Below are 16,039 nucleotides of genomic sequence, written 5' to 3'. Positions count from 1 at the left end.
TCAACTAATGGGCGGCATAATACCACTTAAGAAACCGTTGGTCGCGCTTGGTATATATCTGCAGGTCAGGAAATAAGAGGCTATGGACGGCAGTTCCATAATGGAAAAAGTTGGGTGGCAGGAATTGTTTATTTGTTTCGAGTTGTCGTTAACAGGTATGGAATATTCAATTGTGACATGACTTCGCTAAAGTCAGAGTGGCAGTCACGGCAATAAAAAAATCGGAGCGCGGCATAGTGCTCCGATAGATTCAGGCTTGCCGTCCTGAAAAGGAGACGAGTGCGAACGGTTTGGAGTGAGCGGGTGGATGAAACTGATTGTGTCCGACCTGAAAGGCGAAGGCTTCGATCAGAGTGGTCTGTTCACTGTCATCAAGGCTGAGTTGACCGGTGTGCTGATCGATAAGCTCGAGTTGCCAAGCGATCAACGTCAGGCAGTCTTTCAGCGCACCCAAGGCCTGCTCGTGCAATTCCATGTGATTCTGGGCGTGGCTCAGCAAACCATGAATGTGCAACGAAAACTCCGAAACGGCTGCCAGGGCGAACGCATCAGCCTTTTTGGCCAGTTTGAGCAGGGTGCTGAGCATGCAGTCGATGGCGTCCATGTCATTGCTGATCAGTTGCAAATGACTCAGGCATTCCTCGGTTTTGGCCAGGAGCGTCTCAGCTTCGACGATAAACTCCGCGTGCTGCTGTGCCCACTCTTTACGATCGTTCGGCATGCTTATCTCCACAACGTCATGTCAAATGAGGGAATGTCGTGTGTGTCGACGAGGACGATCAGCGTACCGGCATTGCCGTGCCATCGTGAGATCGCGCGCCGGCCTGCCTGGCTGCAGGCTGGGGAACTCGATAGGCTGGAGGGCCACTGACCTGCAATCGCACACAAAAGCCTGACTCCGTTCATGCAATGAGAATGGCGTCACATTAATGGCTATTGGATATTGCGAATATCAGGTCGGGCCTGATCGCTACTAGGGGAATCCCTTACACAGGGAAACCAACCGAACGAAACGAGGTCTCGCGGGAGAGAATGAAGCGGGATGAAATCACTTGGCCAGTAAAGCATGATGTTAATGTGACATCAATGTTCAGTCGTGGCATTTTACAAGGGGTCAAGGTCCGGCAAAAACAGCCGATAACCCCCTTTAATGAATTCATCAGAACAAGCCCAGGAGTCATTGATGGCCGGCATTCTCGACACGGTAGACCAACGCACGCAACTGGTGGGTGAGAATCGCCTGGAAATTCTCATGTTCCGGCTGGCCGGACGGCAATTGTTCGCGATCAACGTCTTCAAAGTGCAGGAAGTGCTGCAACTGCCCAAGCTGACCCTGATGCCCCAGCGTCATCCGTTTGTCTGCGGTGTGGTTAACCTGCGTGGCCAGACCCTGCCGGTGATCGACCTGTCCCAGGCCATTGGCATGCGTCCGCTGGTGCCAAGCCCGACCAGTACAATTATCGTCACCGAGTACAACCGTTCGGTGCAGGCGTTCCTGGTCGGAGGTGTGGACCGTATCGTCAACATGAACTGGGAAGCCATTCTGCCGCCGCCGGCCAGCGCCGGCCGTCAACATTACTTGACCGCTATCAGCAAGGTCGACGACCAGTTGGTGGAAATCATCGACGTCGAAAAAGTCCTGGCGGAAATTGTCCCGTACAACGCCAAGGTATCGCGCGACAAACTCGACGATCCGGTTCTTGAACGTGCCCGTGGCCGTGAAGTACTGCTGGTGGACGACTCTAATGTGGCGCTGTCGCAATTGCGTGACACTCTGGGTCAGTTGGGCGTGAAGATGCATATTGCCAGCGATGGCTTGAAGGCACTGAACATGCTCAAGGCCTGGGCCGATACCGGTGTAAACATGACCGACAAACTGCTGATGATCTTCACCGACGCGGAAATGCCGGAAATGGACGGCTATCGCCTGACGACGGAAATCCGCAACGACCCGCGTCTGCGTGGCCTTTACGTGGTGCTGCATACCTCGTTGTCCGGTAGCTTCAACGACTCGATGGTCAAGAAAGTCGGCTGCGACAACTTCCTCTCCAAATTCCAGCCGGACAAACTCGTCGATGTGGTGCGCGAGCGCCTGATGCTCGATGAAGTGCCGGCCTGACACGCTCGCAGAGGCAGGCCTGAAGTCAGCCTTTGATTCGGCGACCAAGCTCGTATAGGGTGGCGTTTTTTGCCCACCAGGGAGCTGGCCATGCTGCGTCTGAGCGCGCTTTATCGTTATCCGTTGAAATCCGGCAAGGGCGAGATCCTGCAGCAGGTCAGCCTCGACAAGCTGGGCCTTGACGGTGATCGACGCTGGATGCTGGTGGACGAGGCCAGCGGCCGCTTCCTGACCCAGCGTGCGGTGGCGAAGATGAGTCAGCTGTCGGCGTTGTGGAATGCCGACGGTGGTTTGACCCTCAGTGCTCCGGGGCACTCAGCGATCGATATTGCCTTGCCGGCCAGCGACGCTGAACTGCGCGGCGTGACGATCTTTAGAGACAGTCTGCGAGTGCCCGATGCCGGTGATGAGGCCGGTGCCTGGGTCAGTGAGTTCATTGGTAAACCGACGCGACTGGTGCAAATTCCTCTGGATCGCGCGCGCACCACTCAAGCGGGCTACGGCAGGGACGACGATCAGGTGGCCTTCGCCGATGGCTTTCCGCTGCTGCTGATCGGGCAGGCATCCCTTGAGGACTTGTCGCAAAAGGTCGGGCGCCCGCTGGAAATGCTGCGCTTTCGGCCCAATCTGGTGATCGAGGGCAGCGAAGCGTATGCCGAGGATGGCTGGAAGCGTATCCGCATCGGCGATGTCGAGTTCCGCGTGGTCAAGTCGTGTTCACGCTGCATTCTGACCACCATCGATCCGCAAACCGGCGTGCGCAGTGATGATCGTGAACCGCTTGCAACCCTGCAGAAGTATCGCGCTCAGGAAGACGGCGCAATGTTCGGCCAGAACCTGGTCAATGACGGCAATGGCCAACTCGAAGTCGGCATGCCGGTCACGGTCCTGGAATAAAGGACCCTGAATGAAAAATGCCCGTGTCCAAGGACACGGGCATTTTTTTGTCGCTGTGAAAACCCGGGGGTTTAGCCGCGGTATTCGCACAGGTAAGCGGTGTCGACGGCCACTTTCAGCTGGAACTTGCTGTTGGCGGGTACGTTGAACTGGCTGCCGGCGGCGAAGGTTTCCCAGTCATTGCCGTCCGGCAGTTTGACGGTCAGGGCGCCGGACACCACGTGCATGATTTCACGCTGGCTGGTGCCGAATTCGTATTCGCCCGGTGCCATGACGCCGATGGTCGCAGGACCTTCAGCGGTGCCAAAGGCGATCGACTTGACGGTGCCGTCGAAGTACTCGTTGACTTTAAACATGGGCGATTCCTCGAAAAGGGCTAAAAAGGGCTGGCCAGTATGCACAAGGCCCTTGGCGCCGTCACCTCTCTAGACGGGGAGAACCAGTGGTAACAGACGCGCTGTATTGCGCGCGTCTTCCAGCGCCCGGTGTTGCTGCCCGGTAAACTGCATGCCCGCCAGTTGCAGCGCGCCGTTGAGCCCCAAGGGGCGTTCCAGCCGGCGAGCCTTGGCAAAGCGCTGTTTGAGGTTCATGTGCGGCACTCGGCTCAGGGCGCTGTCGAGTTGCAGTTTCTGCCATTCCTGAAGCAGCTGTTTGCGGTCGTAATCGCCCCAACTGGCCCAGCCTTCGAGGCCCGAGTGATGTTGGCCGAGCCAGCGTTCGAACGACACCCAGACCTCGCTCAGAGGCTCGGCGTCATCGACGTTGGCCTGAGTGATGTGGGTCAGTTCCCGACAAAACGGCGTCAGCAAAGGCCGACGCGTCGGGCGTACGAAGCGCTGAAAACTATCCAGTTCTCGACCTTTTCGGTCCACAAGGGTGGCACCGATTTCGATGATTTCCATTTCAGTTACTGGCCAACCACCCTGATCGGTGGTGGCTTCGAGATCAATGACCAGCCAGTGAGGCATCGCAGGGTTCCTGGTATCCGCGTCCTGATAGGGCTTGAGCGTAGCCAAACCCGGCGGATCCGCCTAGCGGCTTATTCGACCTCCAATAAAATCTGACGATTTTTTACCTGATCACCGACCCTGACCTGCAAGCGTTTGAGCACGCCGTCGATGCCCGACTTGAGCGGATGCTCCATTTTCATGGCCTCCAGCACGACCAACAACTGGCCTTTGCTGACCGGACTGCCCTCAGTGACCAGCACGTCGACGATCGCCCCGTCCATTGGCGCCTTTAGAGTGCCGGTGCTGACGCTTACCTGGCTGCTGACCAAGGCCTGGGTCCGATCCACCAGCCGCAGGCTGCCAGGGCGAGTGAACAGCCAGAGTTGCCCGGCGTCGAGACGGTAGGCGTGACGTTGACGAATGCCGTCTATATCCAAAGTCGCCCAGCGTCCATCGCACTGGATGAGCGTTAATTCAACGTTTTGCTCAGCGACTTGAATCCGATACGGTTGCCCCGGCACAGCGTTCAATTCCACTGACCAATCCTGATCATCAAGGCCGATTCGATAGTGCAACGGCACGCTGGCGTTGTTGCGCCAACCGGCCAGTGGCGCGGGATGAACCTGCGCCGAGACCTGATAGAACAGCGCTGCGGCGATTGCCAGTTCTTCGGCGCCGGGTACTCGGGGATGCAGGCAGGCATGGTCGGCAAAATACGTCGGGATGAACCCGGTGCTGAACTCGCCACTGATGAACTGCGGGTGTTCCAGCAGACTGGCGAGCAAGCGCTGATTACTTTGCATGCCGAGCAGCACACTGTCCTGCACCGCTCGCAGCAACTTGCGCCGGGCTTCTTCGCGGGTGGCCCCGTGGGCAATGATCTTGCCCAGCATCGGGTCATAGAACGGGCTGACGTTCTGGCCTTCGATCAGACCATGGTCGATCCGTACGTCGCCCTGCAACGCTGGCTCCCACGCGGCAATGCGACCGGTTTGTGGCAGAAAACCGTGTGCTGGATCTTCGGCGTACAAACGGACTTCCATGGCATGCCCGTTGAGCTGTACCTGTTCCTGACGCAGCGGCAGCGGCAGTCCTTCGGCGATGCGTAACTGCCAGGCCACCAGATCGAGGCCGGTGGTCAATTCAGTCACCGGGTGTTCCACCTGGAGTCGGGTATTCATCTCCAGGAAGTAAAACTGCCCGCGCGCATCCAGCAGAAACTCGACGGTGCCAGCACCGACGTAATTCACCGCGCGACCGGCCTTGAGCGCCGCTTCACCCATGGCCTGACGCAACTCTTCGGTCATCACCGGGCAGGGTGCTTCCTCGATGACTTTCTGGTGGCGGCGCTGGATCGAACAATCGCGCTCGCCAAGGTAGATCAGGTTGCCGTGCTGGTCGCCGAACAGCTGAACCTCGACGTGGCGCGGATCAACCAACGCCTGCTCAAGGATCAGCTCGTCACTGCCAAACCCGTGCAGCGCTTCGGAGCGGGCGGTGCGCAGCTGCTCCAGCAAATCATTGGCTTCGTGTACCAGGCGCATGCCACGCCCGCCACCGCCGGCACTGGCCTTGATCATCAACGGATAGCCAATCATTTCGGCTTCGCGGCTCAGGGTGGCGTCGTCCTGTTCGGCGCCCTGATAGCCTTTAATGCACGGTATACCGGCTTCGAGCATGGCGAGTTTCGACAGACGCTTGCTGCCCATCAGTTTGATGGCTTCGGGGCTGGGGCCGATGAAGGTGATGCCGGTATCCCGGCAGGCGCGGGCGAATCCGGCGTTTTCCGAGAGGAAGCCGTAGCCGGGATGGATCGCGTCGGCACCGGTGCGCCGGGCAGCGTCGAGCATTGCCGGGATGCTCAGATAGGACTGCTGCGCCGGGGCCGGGCCGATGTTCACGGCTTCGTCGGCCATCTGCACATGCAGGGCATCGGCGTCGGCATCGCTGAACACCGCGACCGTGCGATAGCCCAGGGCCTGGGCGGTGCGCTGGAGGCGGCAGGCAATTTCACCGCGGTTGGCGATCAGGATTTTGCTGAATCCGGGCATTGGGTCTTCTCTCGAGTTGTGCGGTGCAATTGATGGCCTCTTCGCGAGCAGGCTCGCTCCCACAGGGTTTTGTGTACGACACAGATCCAGTGTGGGAGCGAGCCTGCTCGCGAAGCTTTTAAGGCGCCCAGCCCGGTTTACGCTTTTGTACAAAAGCCATGGTCCCCTCAATACCTTCAGCTCCGGTCACCGCTTCGCTGAACCACTCGGCCGCTTCATCCAGCAACGCATTCGACGGCTGTCTGGCACTCGCCAGCAACAGCTTTTTGGTCGTCGCATTGGCCTCCGGCGCGCAGCACAACACATGCGCCAATATTTCATCGAGGCGCTCGGCCAACGCTTGCGCGTCATGTTCGACAAAATGCACCAACCCCATGCGCCGCGCCTGTGTGCCGTCGAAACGAGCCGCAGTCAGTGCCAGTCGGCGAGCCTGAGTCAGGCCGATGCGCTGGACCACGAACGGTGCGATCTGCGCTGGAAGCAGGCCGAGGCTGGTTTCCGGCAGACCGAATTGCGCCTGGTGATCAGCCAGGGCGACGTCGCTGACGCAGGCCAGACCCAAACCCCCGCCGAGCACCGCGCCTTGCAGCACCGTGATCACCACTTGTGGTGCGTGTTGCACCTCTTGCAGCAGCGCACCAAACGCTCGATTCAGGTCGCGGTAGGCGCTCGGACCCTGAGCGCGTGCATTGGCCATGTCCTTGATGTCGCCCCCGGCGCAGAAATGCCCGCCGGCACCGCCGATCACCAGCGCGCGAATGGTGCGGTCGTCACGCACTGCGGCCAGCACGGCACGCAGTTCAGCAACCATCTCCAGGCTCATGGCGTTGCGGCTTTGCGGCCGATTGAGGGTGATGTGCAGGACACCGTTATGCGGTTCGAGCAACAAGGTCCGGCAAACAGGCAGGGTGCTCATTTCTTTTTCCCCGGCAGGATGCCCATGAGTTTGCAGATGATCCCCAGCATGATTTCGTCGGCACCGCCGCCGATCGACACCAGCCGCACATCGCGGTACGCGCGGGCCACCGGGTTGTCCCACATGAAGCCCATGCCGCCCCAATATTGCAGGCAACTGTCGCTGACTTCACGGCCCAGTCGTCCGGCCTTGAGTTTGGCCATGGACGCCAGGCGGGTGACGTCCTGGCCTTTGATGTATTGCTCGGTGGCCTGATAGACCAGCGCCCTCAGGCATTCGATTTCGGTTTGCAGTTCGGCCAGCCGGAAGTGGATGACCTGGTTATCGATCAGCGCGTTGCCGAAGGTTTTGCGCTCCTTGCAGTACTCGATGGTGCTGTCGATGCAGTACTCCAGGCCCTTGATCATGTTCGCCGCGCCGAACAGCCGCTCCTCCTGGAACTGCAGCATCTGCATCATGAACCCAGCGCCTTCATGGCCGATGCGATTGCGTTGCGGCACCCGCACGTTGTCGAAAAACACCTGAGCGGTCTCCGAGCTGCGCATGCCGAGCTTGTCCAGGTGCGAGCTGAGGCTGATGCCCGGCGTGTTCATCGGCACCATGATCAGCGACTTGTTGATGTGCGGTTTGTCGTCCGAGGTGTTGGCCAGCAGGCAGATGAAATCCGCGCTCGGCGAGTTGGTGATCCACATCTTGCTGCCGTTGATCACGTAGTCGTCGCCGTCCTTGCGGGCGGTGGTTTTCAAACCGGCCACGTCGGAACCGGCGCCGACTTCGGAAACACCGATGCAGCCGACCTGCTCGCCAGTGATCGCCGGACGGAGGAATTCTTCGCGCAATTCATCGGAACCGAAGCGGGCGAGGGCCGGGGTGCACATGTCGGTCTGCACACCGATGGACATCGGAATTCCGCCACAATGAATGGTGCCGAACGCTTCGGCCGCGACGATTGAGTAGCTGTAGTCCAGACCCATGCCGCCGAACTTTTCCGGTTTGGAAATCCCCAGCAGGCCGAGGTCGCCGGCCTTGCGAAAGATCTCGTGGATCGGAAAGCGTCCGGCCTTTTCCCATTCCTCGACGTAAGGATTGATCTCATGATCGACAAATTGGCGGACGGTGCGGCGCAGTGCTTCGTGTTCCTGGGTGAAGATCATTGTTATTGTTCTCCTGATCGCGCTCTTAGAAGCGAGCTACACCAAAACTGTTGGTTTGCAGCGAACGAACCTCGGCTTCATGACAAATATCCAGCAAGTACCCGAGCAAGGTCCGAGTATCGCGAGGATCGATCAACCCGTCATCCCACAGGCTGGCGCTGCCATACAGCGCGGTGGACTGGCTGTCGAGTTTCTGCGCGGTAACCTGTTCCAGCATGTCGAGCATTTTCGGGTCGGGCACCAGGCCGTCCTTGGCCTGTTTGGCCTCGGTGACGATCCGCAGCACTTTACCGGCCTGGGCGCCACCCATCACCGCCGTGCGGCTGTTGGGCCAAGCGAAGATGAAGCGCGGGTCGAGCCCGCGGCCACACATCGCGTAGTTCCCGGCGCCGTAGGAACCGCCGACAACGATGGTCAGTTTAGGCACCCGGGCGTTGGCCACCGCTTGAATCATCTTCGCGCCGTGTTTGATCACGCCTTGCTGCTCCGACTCGGTACCGACCATGAACCCGGTGGTGTTGTGGAAAAACAGCAGCGGCGTCTGGCTCTGGTCGCAGAGCTGAATGAACTGCGCAGCCTTGCTCGCCCCCTTGGGGGTGATCGGCCCGTTGTTGCCGATGAACCCGCAGGCGCGGCCTTGAATCTGCACATGGCCGCAGACAGTTTGCTGATCGAACTCGCCCTTGAATTCGAGAAAGTTCGAGCCATCGGCAATCCGCGCGATGATCTCGCGCACGTCGTAAGGTTTTTTCGTGTCGTCAGGAATCAGTCCGAGCACTTCGTCGATGGGGTAGAGCGGTTCTTCCCAGTACCGCGCAGGCGCTAAAGGTAACCGGGCATTCCACGGCAGCAGACTGACAATCTCGCGTACCTGCCGCACGCCATCGGCATCGCTCTCGGCAAGGTATTCAGCGGTGCCGGCGATTTGCGCGTGCATCTCGGCGCCGCCCAGTGCTTCATCGGTGGCGACTTCGCCGGTGGCAGCCTTGAGCAGCGGCGGGCCGGCAAGAAACAGCTTGGCCTTGCCACGCACCACCACGACGTAATCCGAGAGCCCCGGCTGATAAGCGCCGCCGGCCGTGGCCGAACCGTGGACCACGGTGATTTGCGGCAAGCCCATGGCTGACATCCGCGCCTGATTGGCAAAGCTGCGGGCACCTTCGACGAAAATCTCCGCCGCGTAATTGAGGTTCGCGCCGCCGCTTTCGGCCAGGGTAATGACCGGCAGTTTGTTCTCCATGGCGATCTGTTGCAGACGCAGGGATTTTTTCAAACCGCTGGGGGAAATGGTCCCGCCCTTGATCGCACTGTTGTTCGCCACCACCAGTACCCGAACGCCGGACACGTAACCGATCCCGGCAATCAAGCCGCCACCAGCTGAACTGCCATCCTTGTCGTCATGCAGTTTATAGCCGGCCAGGCTGGCCAGTTCGAGGAACGGTGCGCCAGGGTCGAGCAGTAGATTGAGGCGTTCGCGGGGCAACAATTGGCCGCGTTTGTCGAACCTGGGTTTGGCTTCGGCCGCCTTGTTCAGCAGGTTCAGTTCGAGCTGGCGGACGTGCTCGATGCCGACCAGCATCGCCGCTCGATTGAGCGCGAACTGCTCGCTGAACGGGTCCACTTGCGACTGAATCACCGGCATGACTTATTCCTTGTCCTTGAGCACGTCTGGTCTGAGCACTTCTGGTAAGTCCGCGCGGTGAAAACCGTTATACGACGTACTGATCTGCGCCTTGTGTATCGGCCAGGCGCGCCCGCCCAGGCTGGCGGCCCCGTCGATGCGCAAGGTGCTGCCGCTGACAAACGCCGCTGCCGGGCTGAGCAGGAAAACGATCGCCGCGCTGACTTCCGACTCGGTGCCGATGCGTTTGAGCGGCACGTGCTCGCGCAACGTCGGGATCACCGCTTTGAACGCGCCCTCGTAGGTGTCCATGCCGCTGGACGCGATCCAGCCCGGCGCCACGGCATTGACCCGTACCCCGGCGTAACCCCATTCGAACGCGGCGGTCTTGGTGAGGTTGTCCATGCCCGAACGCGCCGCACCCGAGTGGCCCATGCCGGGCATGCCGCCCCACATGTCGGCGAGCATATTGACGATGGCCCCGCCGTGCGTGCTCATGGATTGGTTGAACACTTCCCGGGCCATCAGGAAGCCGCCCATCAGGTTGGTGCGCAACACCGTTTCGAAGCCTTTTTGATTGATCGACGCCAACGGCGCCGGGTACTGCCCGCCGGCATTGTTGACCAGGCCGTGGATCGGTCCGTGCTTGCGGATCAACTCGCTGACCACATGCATGACCGCTTCTTCCTGACGAATATCGCAGACCATCCAATCCGCCTTGCCGCCATCTTCGGCAATCTCGGCCGCGACTTTTTTCAGCTTGTCTGTCGTGCGCCCGAGCAGCAGCACATGGGCGCCGAGGGCCGCCAGTTCGTGCGCGGTGCAACGGCCGATGCCGCTGCCGCCACCGGTGACGATGATGGTTTGGCCTGCAAACAAATCGGCTTTGAAAATCGAATCGTAAGCCATGGCGACAGTCCTCTAGTTGACCTGGTCGGCGATGCGCTGAGGCACCGGAATCTGGATTTCCAGCAGTTGCTGGGCGAAGGCTTTGCCTTGCGGATCGATCCGCAGGCTGGCCACACCACCGCCTCCAAGGGCGTTCTCCAGCAGAAAATTAAGGCTGTGGGTGCCCGGCAGATACCAGCGTTCGACACGGCCGTGGATCGGGTCGAGGACATGACTCATCCAGTCGACGATCACTTCTGGCGTCAAGGCCTCGGCAATCCACGGCAGGTACTCCGGCTCGCGGGCCATGACGCCGATGTTGCTGTGGTTGCCCTTGTCACCGGAACGCGCCACGGCGAGTTTGACCAGGGCCACGCTGGCATCGGCCCGGCCTGAGGGTTTGGGGGGCGCGCACGCCACGGGCAGGTCGGCGGTGTCGAGTACATCAACGGCGGGCAGGGCGCAGGGGTGGCGCTGGCCGTTGAGATCAATTTCCAGCGTGCAGGCGGTTTTGTCGACAAGGAACGAGAACAGCCGGATCAGCGGATACACCGTCGGCCGTCCACCGACAATCCCGGTCAGTCCCGGCGCCATGCCGGTGGCGGCCTGGGCGATTTCCCGAGAGAACACAATCAACGCCTGTTTGCCCGGATGGCGCACTGCAAGTTTGATCACCACTTCGCGGCTGTCATAGCGCTGACCGTGAGGGCCGTACGTGGCTTCGCTGCCGAGCAGTTCGATGTTCACTTCGCTGTAGGGTGGCCAGCCACGCTGGCTGAAGATTTCCGACGTCTTGTTGATGATGGCTGCGCTGACTCGACGCGCCTTGTCGACCGCATCGATCCCCGCGATCAGGCAACTGGCAGTGCAGCGGAAACCGTCCGGGTAAGTCGCGCTGACCTTGTACTGATCGGTCGGGGGCAAGCCTTTTGCGCCGTGCACCTGAACCGCATTTTTGCCTTGTTGCACGAGTTTGACTTCAGTGAAATCGCAGACCACGTCCGGCAGCAGATAGGCCTGCGGGTCGCCGATTTCATACAGCATCTGCTCGCCGACCGTCAGCGGTGTGACCAGTCCGCCGGAGCCTTCGGGTTTGCTGACGATGAATTGGCTGTCGGCGCTGACTTCGACGATGGGGAAGCCGATGTGTTCGTAGTCGGGCACTTCGCGCCAATCGGTGAAGTTGCCGCCGGTGCACTGGGCGCCGCATTCGATGATGTGGCCGGCCAATGCGGCTTGGGCGAGTTTGTCGTAGTCGTGCCAGGACCAATCGAATTCATGCACCAATGCAGCGCTGACCACCGCGCTGTCGACCACGCGTCCGGTGATCACAATGTCGGCGCCCAGGCGCAAGGCTTCGACGATGCCCGGCGCGCCGAGGTAGGCGTTGGTCGAGACGCACATCGGCGGCAGGGGCGCGCCGCTGAACATTTCATGGATACCGCTGCTGCTCAGCTGTTTGAGCTGCGGCTGCAGGTCATCGCCCAGCAGCACGGCGATTTTCAACGCCACCCCGGCCTTGTCGCAGGCAGCGGTCAGGGCGGCGGCGCAGGCCTGTGGATTGACTCCGCCGGCGTTACTGATGACGCGGATTTTCTGTTCGGCGAGTTGACCCAGCAGCGGGCCGAGGACTTCGATGAAGTCGTGGGCGTAACCGGCCTGAGGATCTTTCATCCGCGCGCCGGCCATGATCGACATCGTAATCTCGGCCAGATAATCGAAGACCAGATAGTCCAGGCGCCCACCTTCCACCAGTTGCGCGGCAGCGGTCGAGGTGTCGCCCCAAAAGGCGCTGGCGCACCCGATGCGAATTGTTTTAGGCCCAGTCAACGCCATAGTCACCTCCGACAGCAGTGCATCGAGACTACCAAGCAAGCGCTTGGTTTGTAAATGGCTTAACTATCTTCTTACCGAGCGCTTGCTTGGGCGCCCCGGCCAGCTTAAATTGCCCGCGCAACCCCGCTGTTTTAGCGGTGAGCAGCGTATTTGATTGATCGACTGTAGGAGAGAACGGGTGGACGAGCAAAAAGCCCTGAGGGTGATGCGCGAATTGGTCGACAACGGCCAATTGACCGACCCGGACAGCGCTCGCGGCAAACTGCTGCAAGTGGCGGCTCACCTGTTCCGCAACAAAGGTTTTGAACGCACCACCGTGCGCGATCTGGCCGGCGCCGTGGGCATTCAGTCAGGCAGCATTTTTCATCACTTCAAAAGCAAGGACGAGATCCTGCGGGCGGTGATGGAGGAAACCATTCGCTACAACACCGCGTTAATGCGTGCAGCCCTGGCAGAAGCCGGCAGTGTGCGCGAGCGAGTGCTGGCGCTGATTCGTTGTGAATTGCAGTCGATCATGGGCGGCAGCGGCGAGGCTATGGCGGTGTTGGTCTATGAATGGCGTTCGCTGTCCGAAGACGGGCAGGCGCAAGTGCTGGCGCTGCGTGACATTTATGAAGACCTCTGGCTACAGGTGCTGGGGGAGGCCAAGGACGCCGGTTTTATTCGCGGGGATGTGTTTATCACCCGCCGCTTTCTGACCGGTGCGCTGTCCTGGACCACCACCTGGTTTCGCGCCGGCGGCAGCATGAACCTCGATCAATTGGCCGATGAGGCATTGATTCTGGTGCTGGAAGAGAAACAATAGCTTTCCAAGTCAGAAGGAAACTGGCTAAGTGACCGAAACCACCTAGCTTGAATGCATTGATGCGTATTTTCTCGGGGAGTAGGTTGTTTTGATGTCTTCGCCCATTCGGACGACTTCGCGGCTTTTGCTGGCGACGCTTGCGGTGTTATGCGCGGTTCCGTCCCAGGCAGCACAGCTGGTGCGGGTCGGTGCTGCACATTTTCCTCCTTATACCGTGCGCCCGGAAACCGGTGCTGACACCGGTTTGCTGCCGCAGCTGGTCGAGGCACTCAATGCCTTGCAAAGCGACTATCAGTTTGTGTTGGTGCCCACTTCCATTCCCCGGCGTTTTGGTGACTTCAAGCAAGGCCGGGTGGATATGGCGATTTTCGAGAACCCGGACTGGGGCTGGAAGGACATCCCGCACACCAGTGTCGACATGGGTCTGGAAGACGCCGAGATTTTCGTCGCGCAACGCCAGCCCGATGGCGAACCGGTTCGTCAGCAGAATTATTTTGCCGACCTTGCTGGCAAGCATCTGGCGCTGTTCAGCGGCTATCACTACGAATTCGCCAACTTCAATGCCGATCCAAAATTCCTCGCGCAGAACTACAACGCCACGCTGACGTATTCCCATGACAGTAACCTGCTGATGGTGCTGCGCGGGCGTGCCGACGTTGCCTTGGTGACGCGCTCGTACCTGAGCGATTACCTGCTGCGCAACAAGGAAGTCGCTGATCAATTGCTGGTGTCCCAGCGTATCGATCAGGTCTATCACCACTACGCCATCCTCCGTCCGGCCGCACCCATCAGCGGCGAGGCGCTCGGCAAGTTGCTGCAAGGGTTGCGGGACAATGGCCAGATGCTGAAGATTTTCGACCCCTACAAGATCGCCGTGGTGTCGGTCCCGGGTAGCTGAGATCGCGCCACAGGTCGCGTATTTGCCGACTTTTCTTAAATTTCCCGCACTGGCTCACGTCACATCGTTGAACTGTCGACGATTAACGTGAGCCCGACCCATGTCCACTCTGAATGACCTGACTGTCCTGGCCTTGCCGACAGGTAGCCGTTTTGTAGCTGATGAAACCGGAAGCCGCCTGTGTCTCAGCCTTGAAGGGCAGCCGCTGATCGAGTTGCGCCTGACCCGTGAGCCCGAGTTGCAGGTACAAGTCGAAGAGCGTTTCGACCACGCCGACAGTCAAGCCATCTGGGCAGCCTGTTATTGGCTGTTTGCCCGTGACCCGGCCTGTCAGCGCCTGATCTGGCACCTCGATGTGGCCCCCACCGAAGCATTGCTCAGCGGGTTGCTGATCCCCACTGAACTCGTCGGCCAGTATCGCTGTGAGCGAACCCTGTTCTGGCAGTTGCCTCAGCCTTGGCTGGGTGTGTCGCTGACAGCGAGTTATCCACAGCAATTGATCATCAGTGGCGGCAAGCGTCATCCGCTGCGCCCGATGAAACCGCGCGGTGAAGTCTATCGGCGTTTTGATGCGCGCCTCGGTGCCTGGATTTCCCTGCGCACGGTGGATATCGACATCGATCTGGCGCGTTTCAATCGTTGGCAGAACAGTCCCCGAGTGGCGAGTTTCTGGCAGGAGGAGGGCAGCCTCGACCAGCATCGCGAGTACCTGAGCAAACTTGAAGCTGATCCCCACAGCCTGACGCTGATCGGTTGTTTCGATGATCAGCCGTTCGCCTACTTTGAAGCCTATTGGGCCAAGGAAGATCGCATCGCGCCGTTCTATGGCGCCGGCGATTACGACCGCGGTATTCATATGCTGGTGGGTGAAGAAAATCACCGTGGCCCGCACAAGGTGGCGAGCTGGTTATCGGCGTTGACGCATTACCTGTTTCTCGCCGATCCACGCACTCAGCGGGTGGTTGCCGAGCCTCGCGCCGACAACGCGAAGATGATCGGGCATATGCAGAACCAGGGTTTCCACTGCGAGAAAGAATTCGATTTCCCGCACAAGCGCGCGGCGCTGATGGTGTTGGGGCGTGAGCGGTTTTTTGATCGGTGTGTGTTGGCGTGAGGCTGCGTTAAGTCTAAAAGATCGCAGCCTTCGGCAGCTCCTACAGGGTGTACGCAATCCCATGTAGGAGCTGCCGAAGGCTGCGATCTTTTTTATGAAACCGGCAAGATGTCAGCGACGGGCAAAAGTATCCACACGACTGCCCGACACCTTGCGGCAGTGCACCAACGCATCGCGAATCATGAAGTTCACCAGGGTCGGTGATACGCCAAGCTCCTTGGCGATGTCTTTTTGCGGCACGCCGTGCAGGCGATACATCTCGAAGGCGTAGCGGGTGCGGCTGGGCAGCTCAGTCAGCGCATCGGCAATGTGTTCCAGGGTCGAGAAGTTGATGTGCGAGGTTTCCGGCGAAGCGCCTTGAATCACCACGTTCAGGCCTTCTTCTTCAGGGCCCGAATACTTCTGTTCCAGCGCCTGTTTGCGGTAGTGATCGATCGCCAGGTTGCGCACGATCTGGAACAGGTAGCTGAGCTGAGCCTTGAACGAGGACGTGATCTGCGGCGCGGATTGCAGCCGGAAGAACGCATCCTGCACCACGTCTTCAGCTCGCGACCGGCAGCCGGTAATGCGCGCTGCAATCTTGACCAGAATCAGTCGATTGTCGACGAATGCCTGAAGTAGCGGTGAATCGCACCTGCCTGTGGACATTTGTTCCGTCATGGAAATCACCTTGCTGCCAATAGGTTAGTGGGACGGCCAGCGGGGGCTGAGCCGTCCTACACATCGAGCGACAAATTATTCTTAATGATAATGATTGTCAAATGAGAAGGAGAACTAATGCTCCGCAAAG

15 protein-coding genes are annotated in these 16,039 nt (G+C 59.6%); 5 read left to right on the top strand and 10 right to left on the bottom strand.

Going from position 1 to position 16,039, the window contains the following annotated elements; genetic code table 11:
• Nucleotides 1-250 precede the first annotated feature (250 nt).
• On the bottom strand, nucleotides 251-721 hold the full coding sequence (locus ACYZTX_RS22205) for a hypothetical protein (RefSeq protein ID WP_462035860.1): 471 nt from the start codon (nucleotides 719-721) through the stop codon (nucleotides 251-253).
• Between the two features lie 462 nt (nucleotides 722-1,183).
• On the opposite strand from ACYZTX_RS22205, the gene ACYZTX_RS22200 reads away from it, so the two are divergent.
• A complete protein-coding gene (locus ACYZTX_RS22200) occupies nucleotides 1,184-2,119 on the top strand; it encodes a chemotaxis protein CheV (RefSeq protein WP_462035859.1) in 936 nt (311 codons plus the stop codon).
• A 90-nt stretch (nucleotides 2,120-2,209) separates the two neighbouring features.
• Nucleotides 2,210-3,016: an MOSC domain-containing protein gene (locus ACYZTX_RS22195; RefSeq protein ID WP_462035858.1), complete on the top strand. Its 807-nt coding sequence runs from the start codon at nucleotides 2,210-2,212 to the stop codon at nucleotides 3,014-3,016.
• A gap of 71 nt (nucleotides 3,017-3,087) precedes the next feature.
• On the opposite strand, the gene ppnP is transcribed toward ACYZTX_RS22195, so the two are convergent.
• The 8 genes from ppnP to ACYZTX_RS22155 all read right to left on the bottom strand — a co-directional run bounded on the left by ppnP (nucleotide 3,088) and on the right by ACYZTX_RS22155 (nucleotide 12,432).
• Nucleotides 3,088-3,372: a pyrimidine/purine nucleoside phosphorylase gene (ppnP, locus tag ACYZTX_RS22190; RefSeq protein ID WP_034151340.1), complete on the bottom strand. Its 285-nt coding sequence runs from the start codon at nucleotides 3,370-3,372 to the stop codon at nucleotides 3,088-3,090.
• Nucleotides 3,373-3,441: 69 nt separating this feature from the next.
• Entirely contained in the window at nucleotides 3,442-3,984 is a 543-nt protein-coding gene (locus ACYZTX_RS22185; protein WP_462035857.1) for a 3'-5' exonuclease, read from the bottom strand.
• 71 nt (nucleotides 3,985-4,055) lie between these two features.
• Entirely contained in the window at nucleotides 4,056-6,017 is a 1,962-nt protein-coding gene (locus ACYZTX_RS22180) for an acetyl/propionyl/methylcrotonyl-CoA carboxylase subunit alpha (RefSeq protein WP_462035856.1), read from the bottom strand.
• A gap of 118 nt (nucleotides 6,018-6,135) precedes the next feature.
• On the bottom strand, nucleotides 6,136-6,933 hold the full coding sequence (locus tag ACYZTX_RS22175; protein ID WP_462035855.1) for an enoyl-CoA hydratase/isomerase family protein: 798 nt from the start codon (nucleotides 6,931-6,933) through the stop codon (nucleotides 6,136-6,138).
• A complete protein-coding gene (gene atuD / locus ACYZTX_RS22170; protein WP_462035854.1) occupies nucleotides 6,930-8,087 on the bottom strand; it encodes a citronellyl-CoA dehydrogenase in 1,158 nt (385 codons plus the stop codon). Before atuD ends, ACYZTX_RS22175 begins: the two co-directional genes overlap by 4 nt.
• A 25-nt stretch (nucleotides 8,088-8,112) precedes the next feature.
• On the bottom strand, nucleotides 8,113-9,729 hold the full coding sequence (atuC, locus tag ACYZTX_RS22165; RefSeq protein WP_462035853.1) for a geranyl-CoA carboxylase subunit beta: 1,617 nt from the start codon (nucleotides 9,727-9,729) through the stop codon (nucleotides 8,113-8,115).
• 3 nt (nucleotides 9,730-9,732) lie between these two features.
• The gene (locus tag ACYZTX_RS22160) at nucleotides 9,733-10,617 is read right to left on the bottom strand and encodes an SDR family oxidoreductase (RefSeq protein ID WP_462035852.1); all 885 of its coding nucleotides are present in this window, start codon (nucleotides 10,615-10,617) and stop codon (nucleotides 9,733-9,735) included.
• A 12-nt stretch (nucleotides 10,618-10,629) separates the two neighbouring features.
• Complete coding sequence (locus ACYZTX_RS22155; protein ID WP_462035851.1) at nucleotides 10,630-12,432, bottom strand: acyclic terpene utilization AtuA family protein; 1,803 nt, start codon at nucleotides 12,430-12,432, stop codon at nucleotides 10,630-10,632.
• A gap of 178 nt (nucleotides 12,433-12,610) precedes the next feature.
• Here ACYZTX_RS22155 and ACYZTX_RS22150 point away from each other — a divergent pair, with 178 nt between their 5' ends.
• From ACYZTX_RS22150 to ACYZTX_RS22140, 3 genes are all read left to right on the top strand, one after another.
• Entirely contained in the window at nucleotides 12,611-13,237 is a 627-nt protein-coding gene (locus tag ACYZTX_RS22150; protein ID WP_462035850.1) for a TetR/AcrR family transcriptional regulator, read from the top strand.
• Between the two features lie 91 nt (nucleotides 13,238-13,328).
• Nucleotides 13,329-14,135, top strand: coding sequence for a substrate-binding periplasmic protein (locus ACYZTX_RS22145; RefSeq protein WP_462035849.1), 807 nt, complete (start codon nucleotides 13,329-13,331; stop codon nucleotides 14,133-14,135).
• A 100-nt stretch (nucleotides 14,136-14,235) separates the two neighbouring features.
• The gene (locus tag ACYZTX_RS22140) at nucleotides 14,236-15,249 is read left to right on the top strand and encodes a GNAT family N-acetyltransferase (protein ID WP_462035848.1); all 1,014 of its coding nucleotides are present in this window, start codon (nucleotides 14,236-14,238) and stop codon (nucleotides 15,247-15,249) included.
• A gap of 111 nt (nucleotides 15,250-15,360) precedes the next feature.
• Here the strand turns inward: ACYZTX_RS22140 and ACYZTX_RS22135 are convergent, their stop codons facing one another.
• Nucleotides 15,361-15,909: an RNA polymerase factor sigma-70 gene (locus ACYZTX_RS22135; protein WP_462035847.1), complete on the bottom strand. Its 549-nt coding sequence runs from the start codon at nucleotides 15,907-15,909 to the stop codon at nucleotides 15,361-15,363.
• Nucleotides 15,910-16,039 lie beyond the last annotated feature (130 nt).

The organism is Pseudomonas sp. MDT1-17, assembly GCF_054898105.1.
This window is presented reverse-complemented; position numbering and strand designations above follow the sequence as displayed.

What these genes read in the sequence shown, in the direction of transcription:
- ACYZTX_RS22205 (WP_462035860.1), bottom strand. Translation starts at nt 721, where the DNA reads ATGCCGAACGATCGTAAAGAGTGGGCACAGCAGCACGCGGAGTTTATC.
- ACYZTX_RS22200 (WP_462035859.1), top strand. Translation starts at nt 1,184, where the DNA reads ATGGCCGGCATTCTCGACACGGTAGACCAACGCACGCAACTGGTGGGT.
- ACYZTX_RS22195 (WP_462035858.1), top strand. Translation starts at nt 2,210, where the DNA reads ATGCTGCGTCTGAGCGCGCTTTATCGTTATCCGTTGAAATCCGGCAAG.
- ppnP (WP_034151340.1), bottom strand. Translation starts at nt 3,372, where the DNA reads ATGTTTAAAGTCAACGAGTACTTCGACGGCACCGTCAAGTCGATCGCC.
- ACYZTX_RS22185 (WP_462035857.1), bottom strand. Translation starts at nt 3,984, where the DNA reads ATGCCTCACTGGCTGGTCATTGATCTCGAAGCCACCACCGATCAGGGT.
- ACYZTX_RS22180 (WP_462035856.1), bottom strand. Translation starts at nt 6,017, where the DNA reads ATGCCCGGATTCAGCAAAATCCTGATCGCCAACCGCGGTGAAATTGCC.
- ACYZTX_RS22175 (WP_462035855.1), bottom strand. Translation starts at nt 6,933, where the DNA reads ATGAGCACCCTGCCTGTTTGCCGGACCTTGTTGCTCGAACCGCATAAC.
- atuD (WP_462035854.1), bottom strand. Translation starts at nt 8,087, where the DNA reads ATGATCTTCACCCAGGAACACGAAGCACTGCGCCGCACCGTCCGCCAA.
- atuC (WP_462035853.1), bottom strand. Translation starts at nt 9,729, where the DNA reads ATGCCGGTGATTCAGTCGCAAGTGGACCCGTTCAGCGAGCAGTTCGCG.
- ACYZTX_RS22160 (WP_462035852.1), bottom strand. Translation starts at nt 10,617, where the DNA reads ATGGCTTACGATTCGATTTTCAAAGCCGATTTGTTTGCAGGCCAAACC.
- ACYZTX_RS22155 (WP_462035851.1), bottom strand. Translation starts at nt 12,432, where the DNA reads ATGGCGTTGACTGGGCCTAAAACAATTCGCATCGGGTGCGCCAGCGCC.
- ACYZTX_RS22145 (WP_462035849.1), top strand. Translation starts at nt 13,329, where the DNA reads ATGTCTTCGCCCATTCGGACGACTTCGCGGCTTTTGCTGGCGACGCTT.
- ACYZTX_RS22140 (WP_462035848.1), top strand. Translation starts at nt 14,236, where the DNA reads ATGTCCACTCTGAATGACCTGACTGTCCTGGCCTTGCCGACAGGTAGC.
- ACYZTX_RS22135 (WP_462035847.1), bottom strand. Translation starts at nt 15,909, where the DNA reads ATGACGGAACAAATGTCCACAGGCAGGTGCGATTCACCGCTACTTCAG.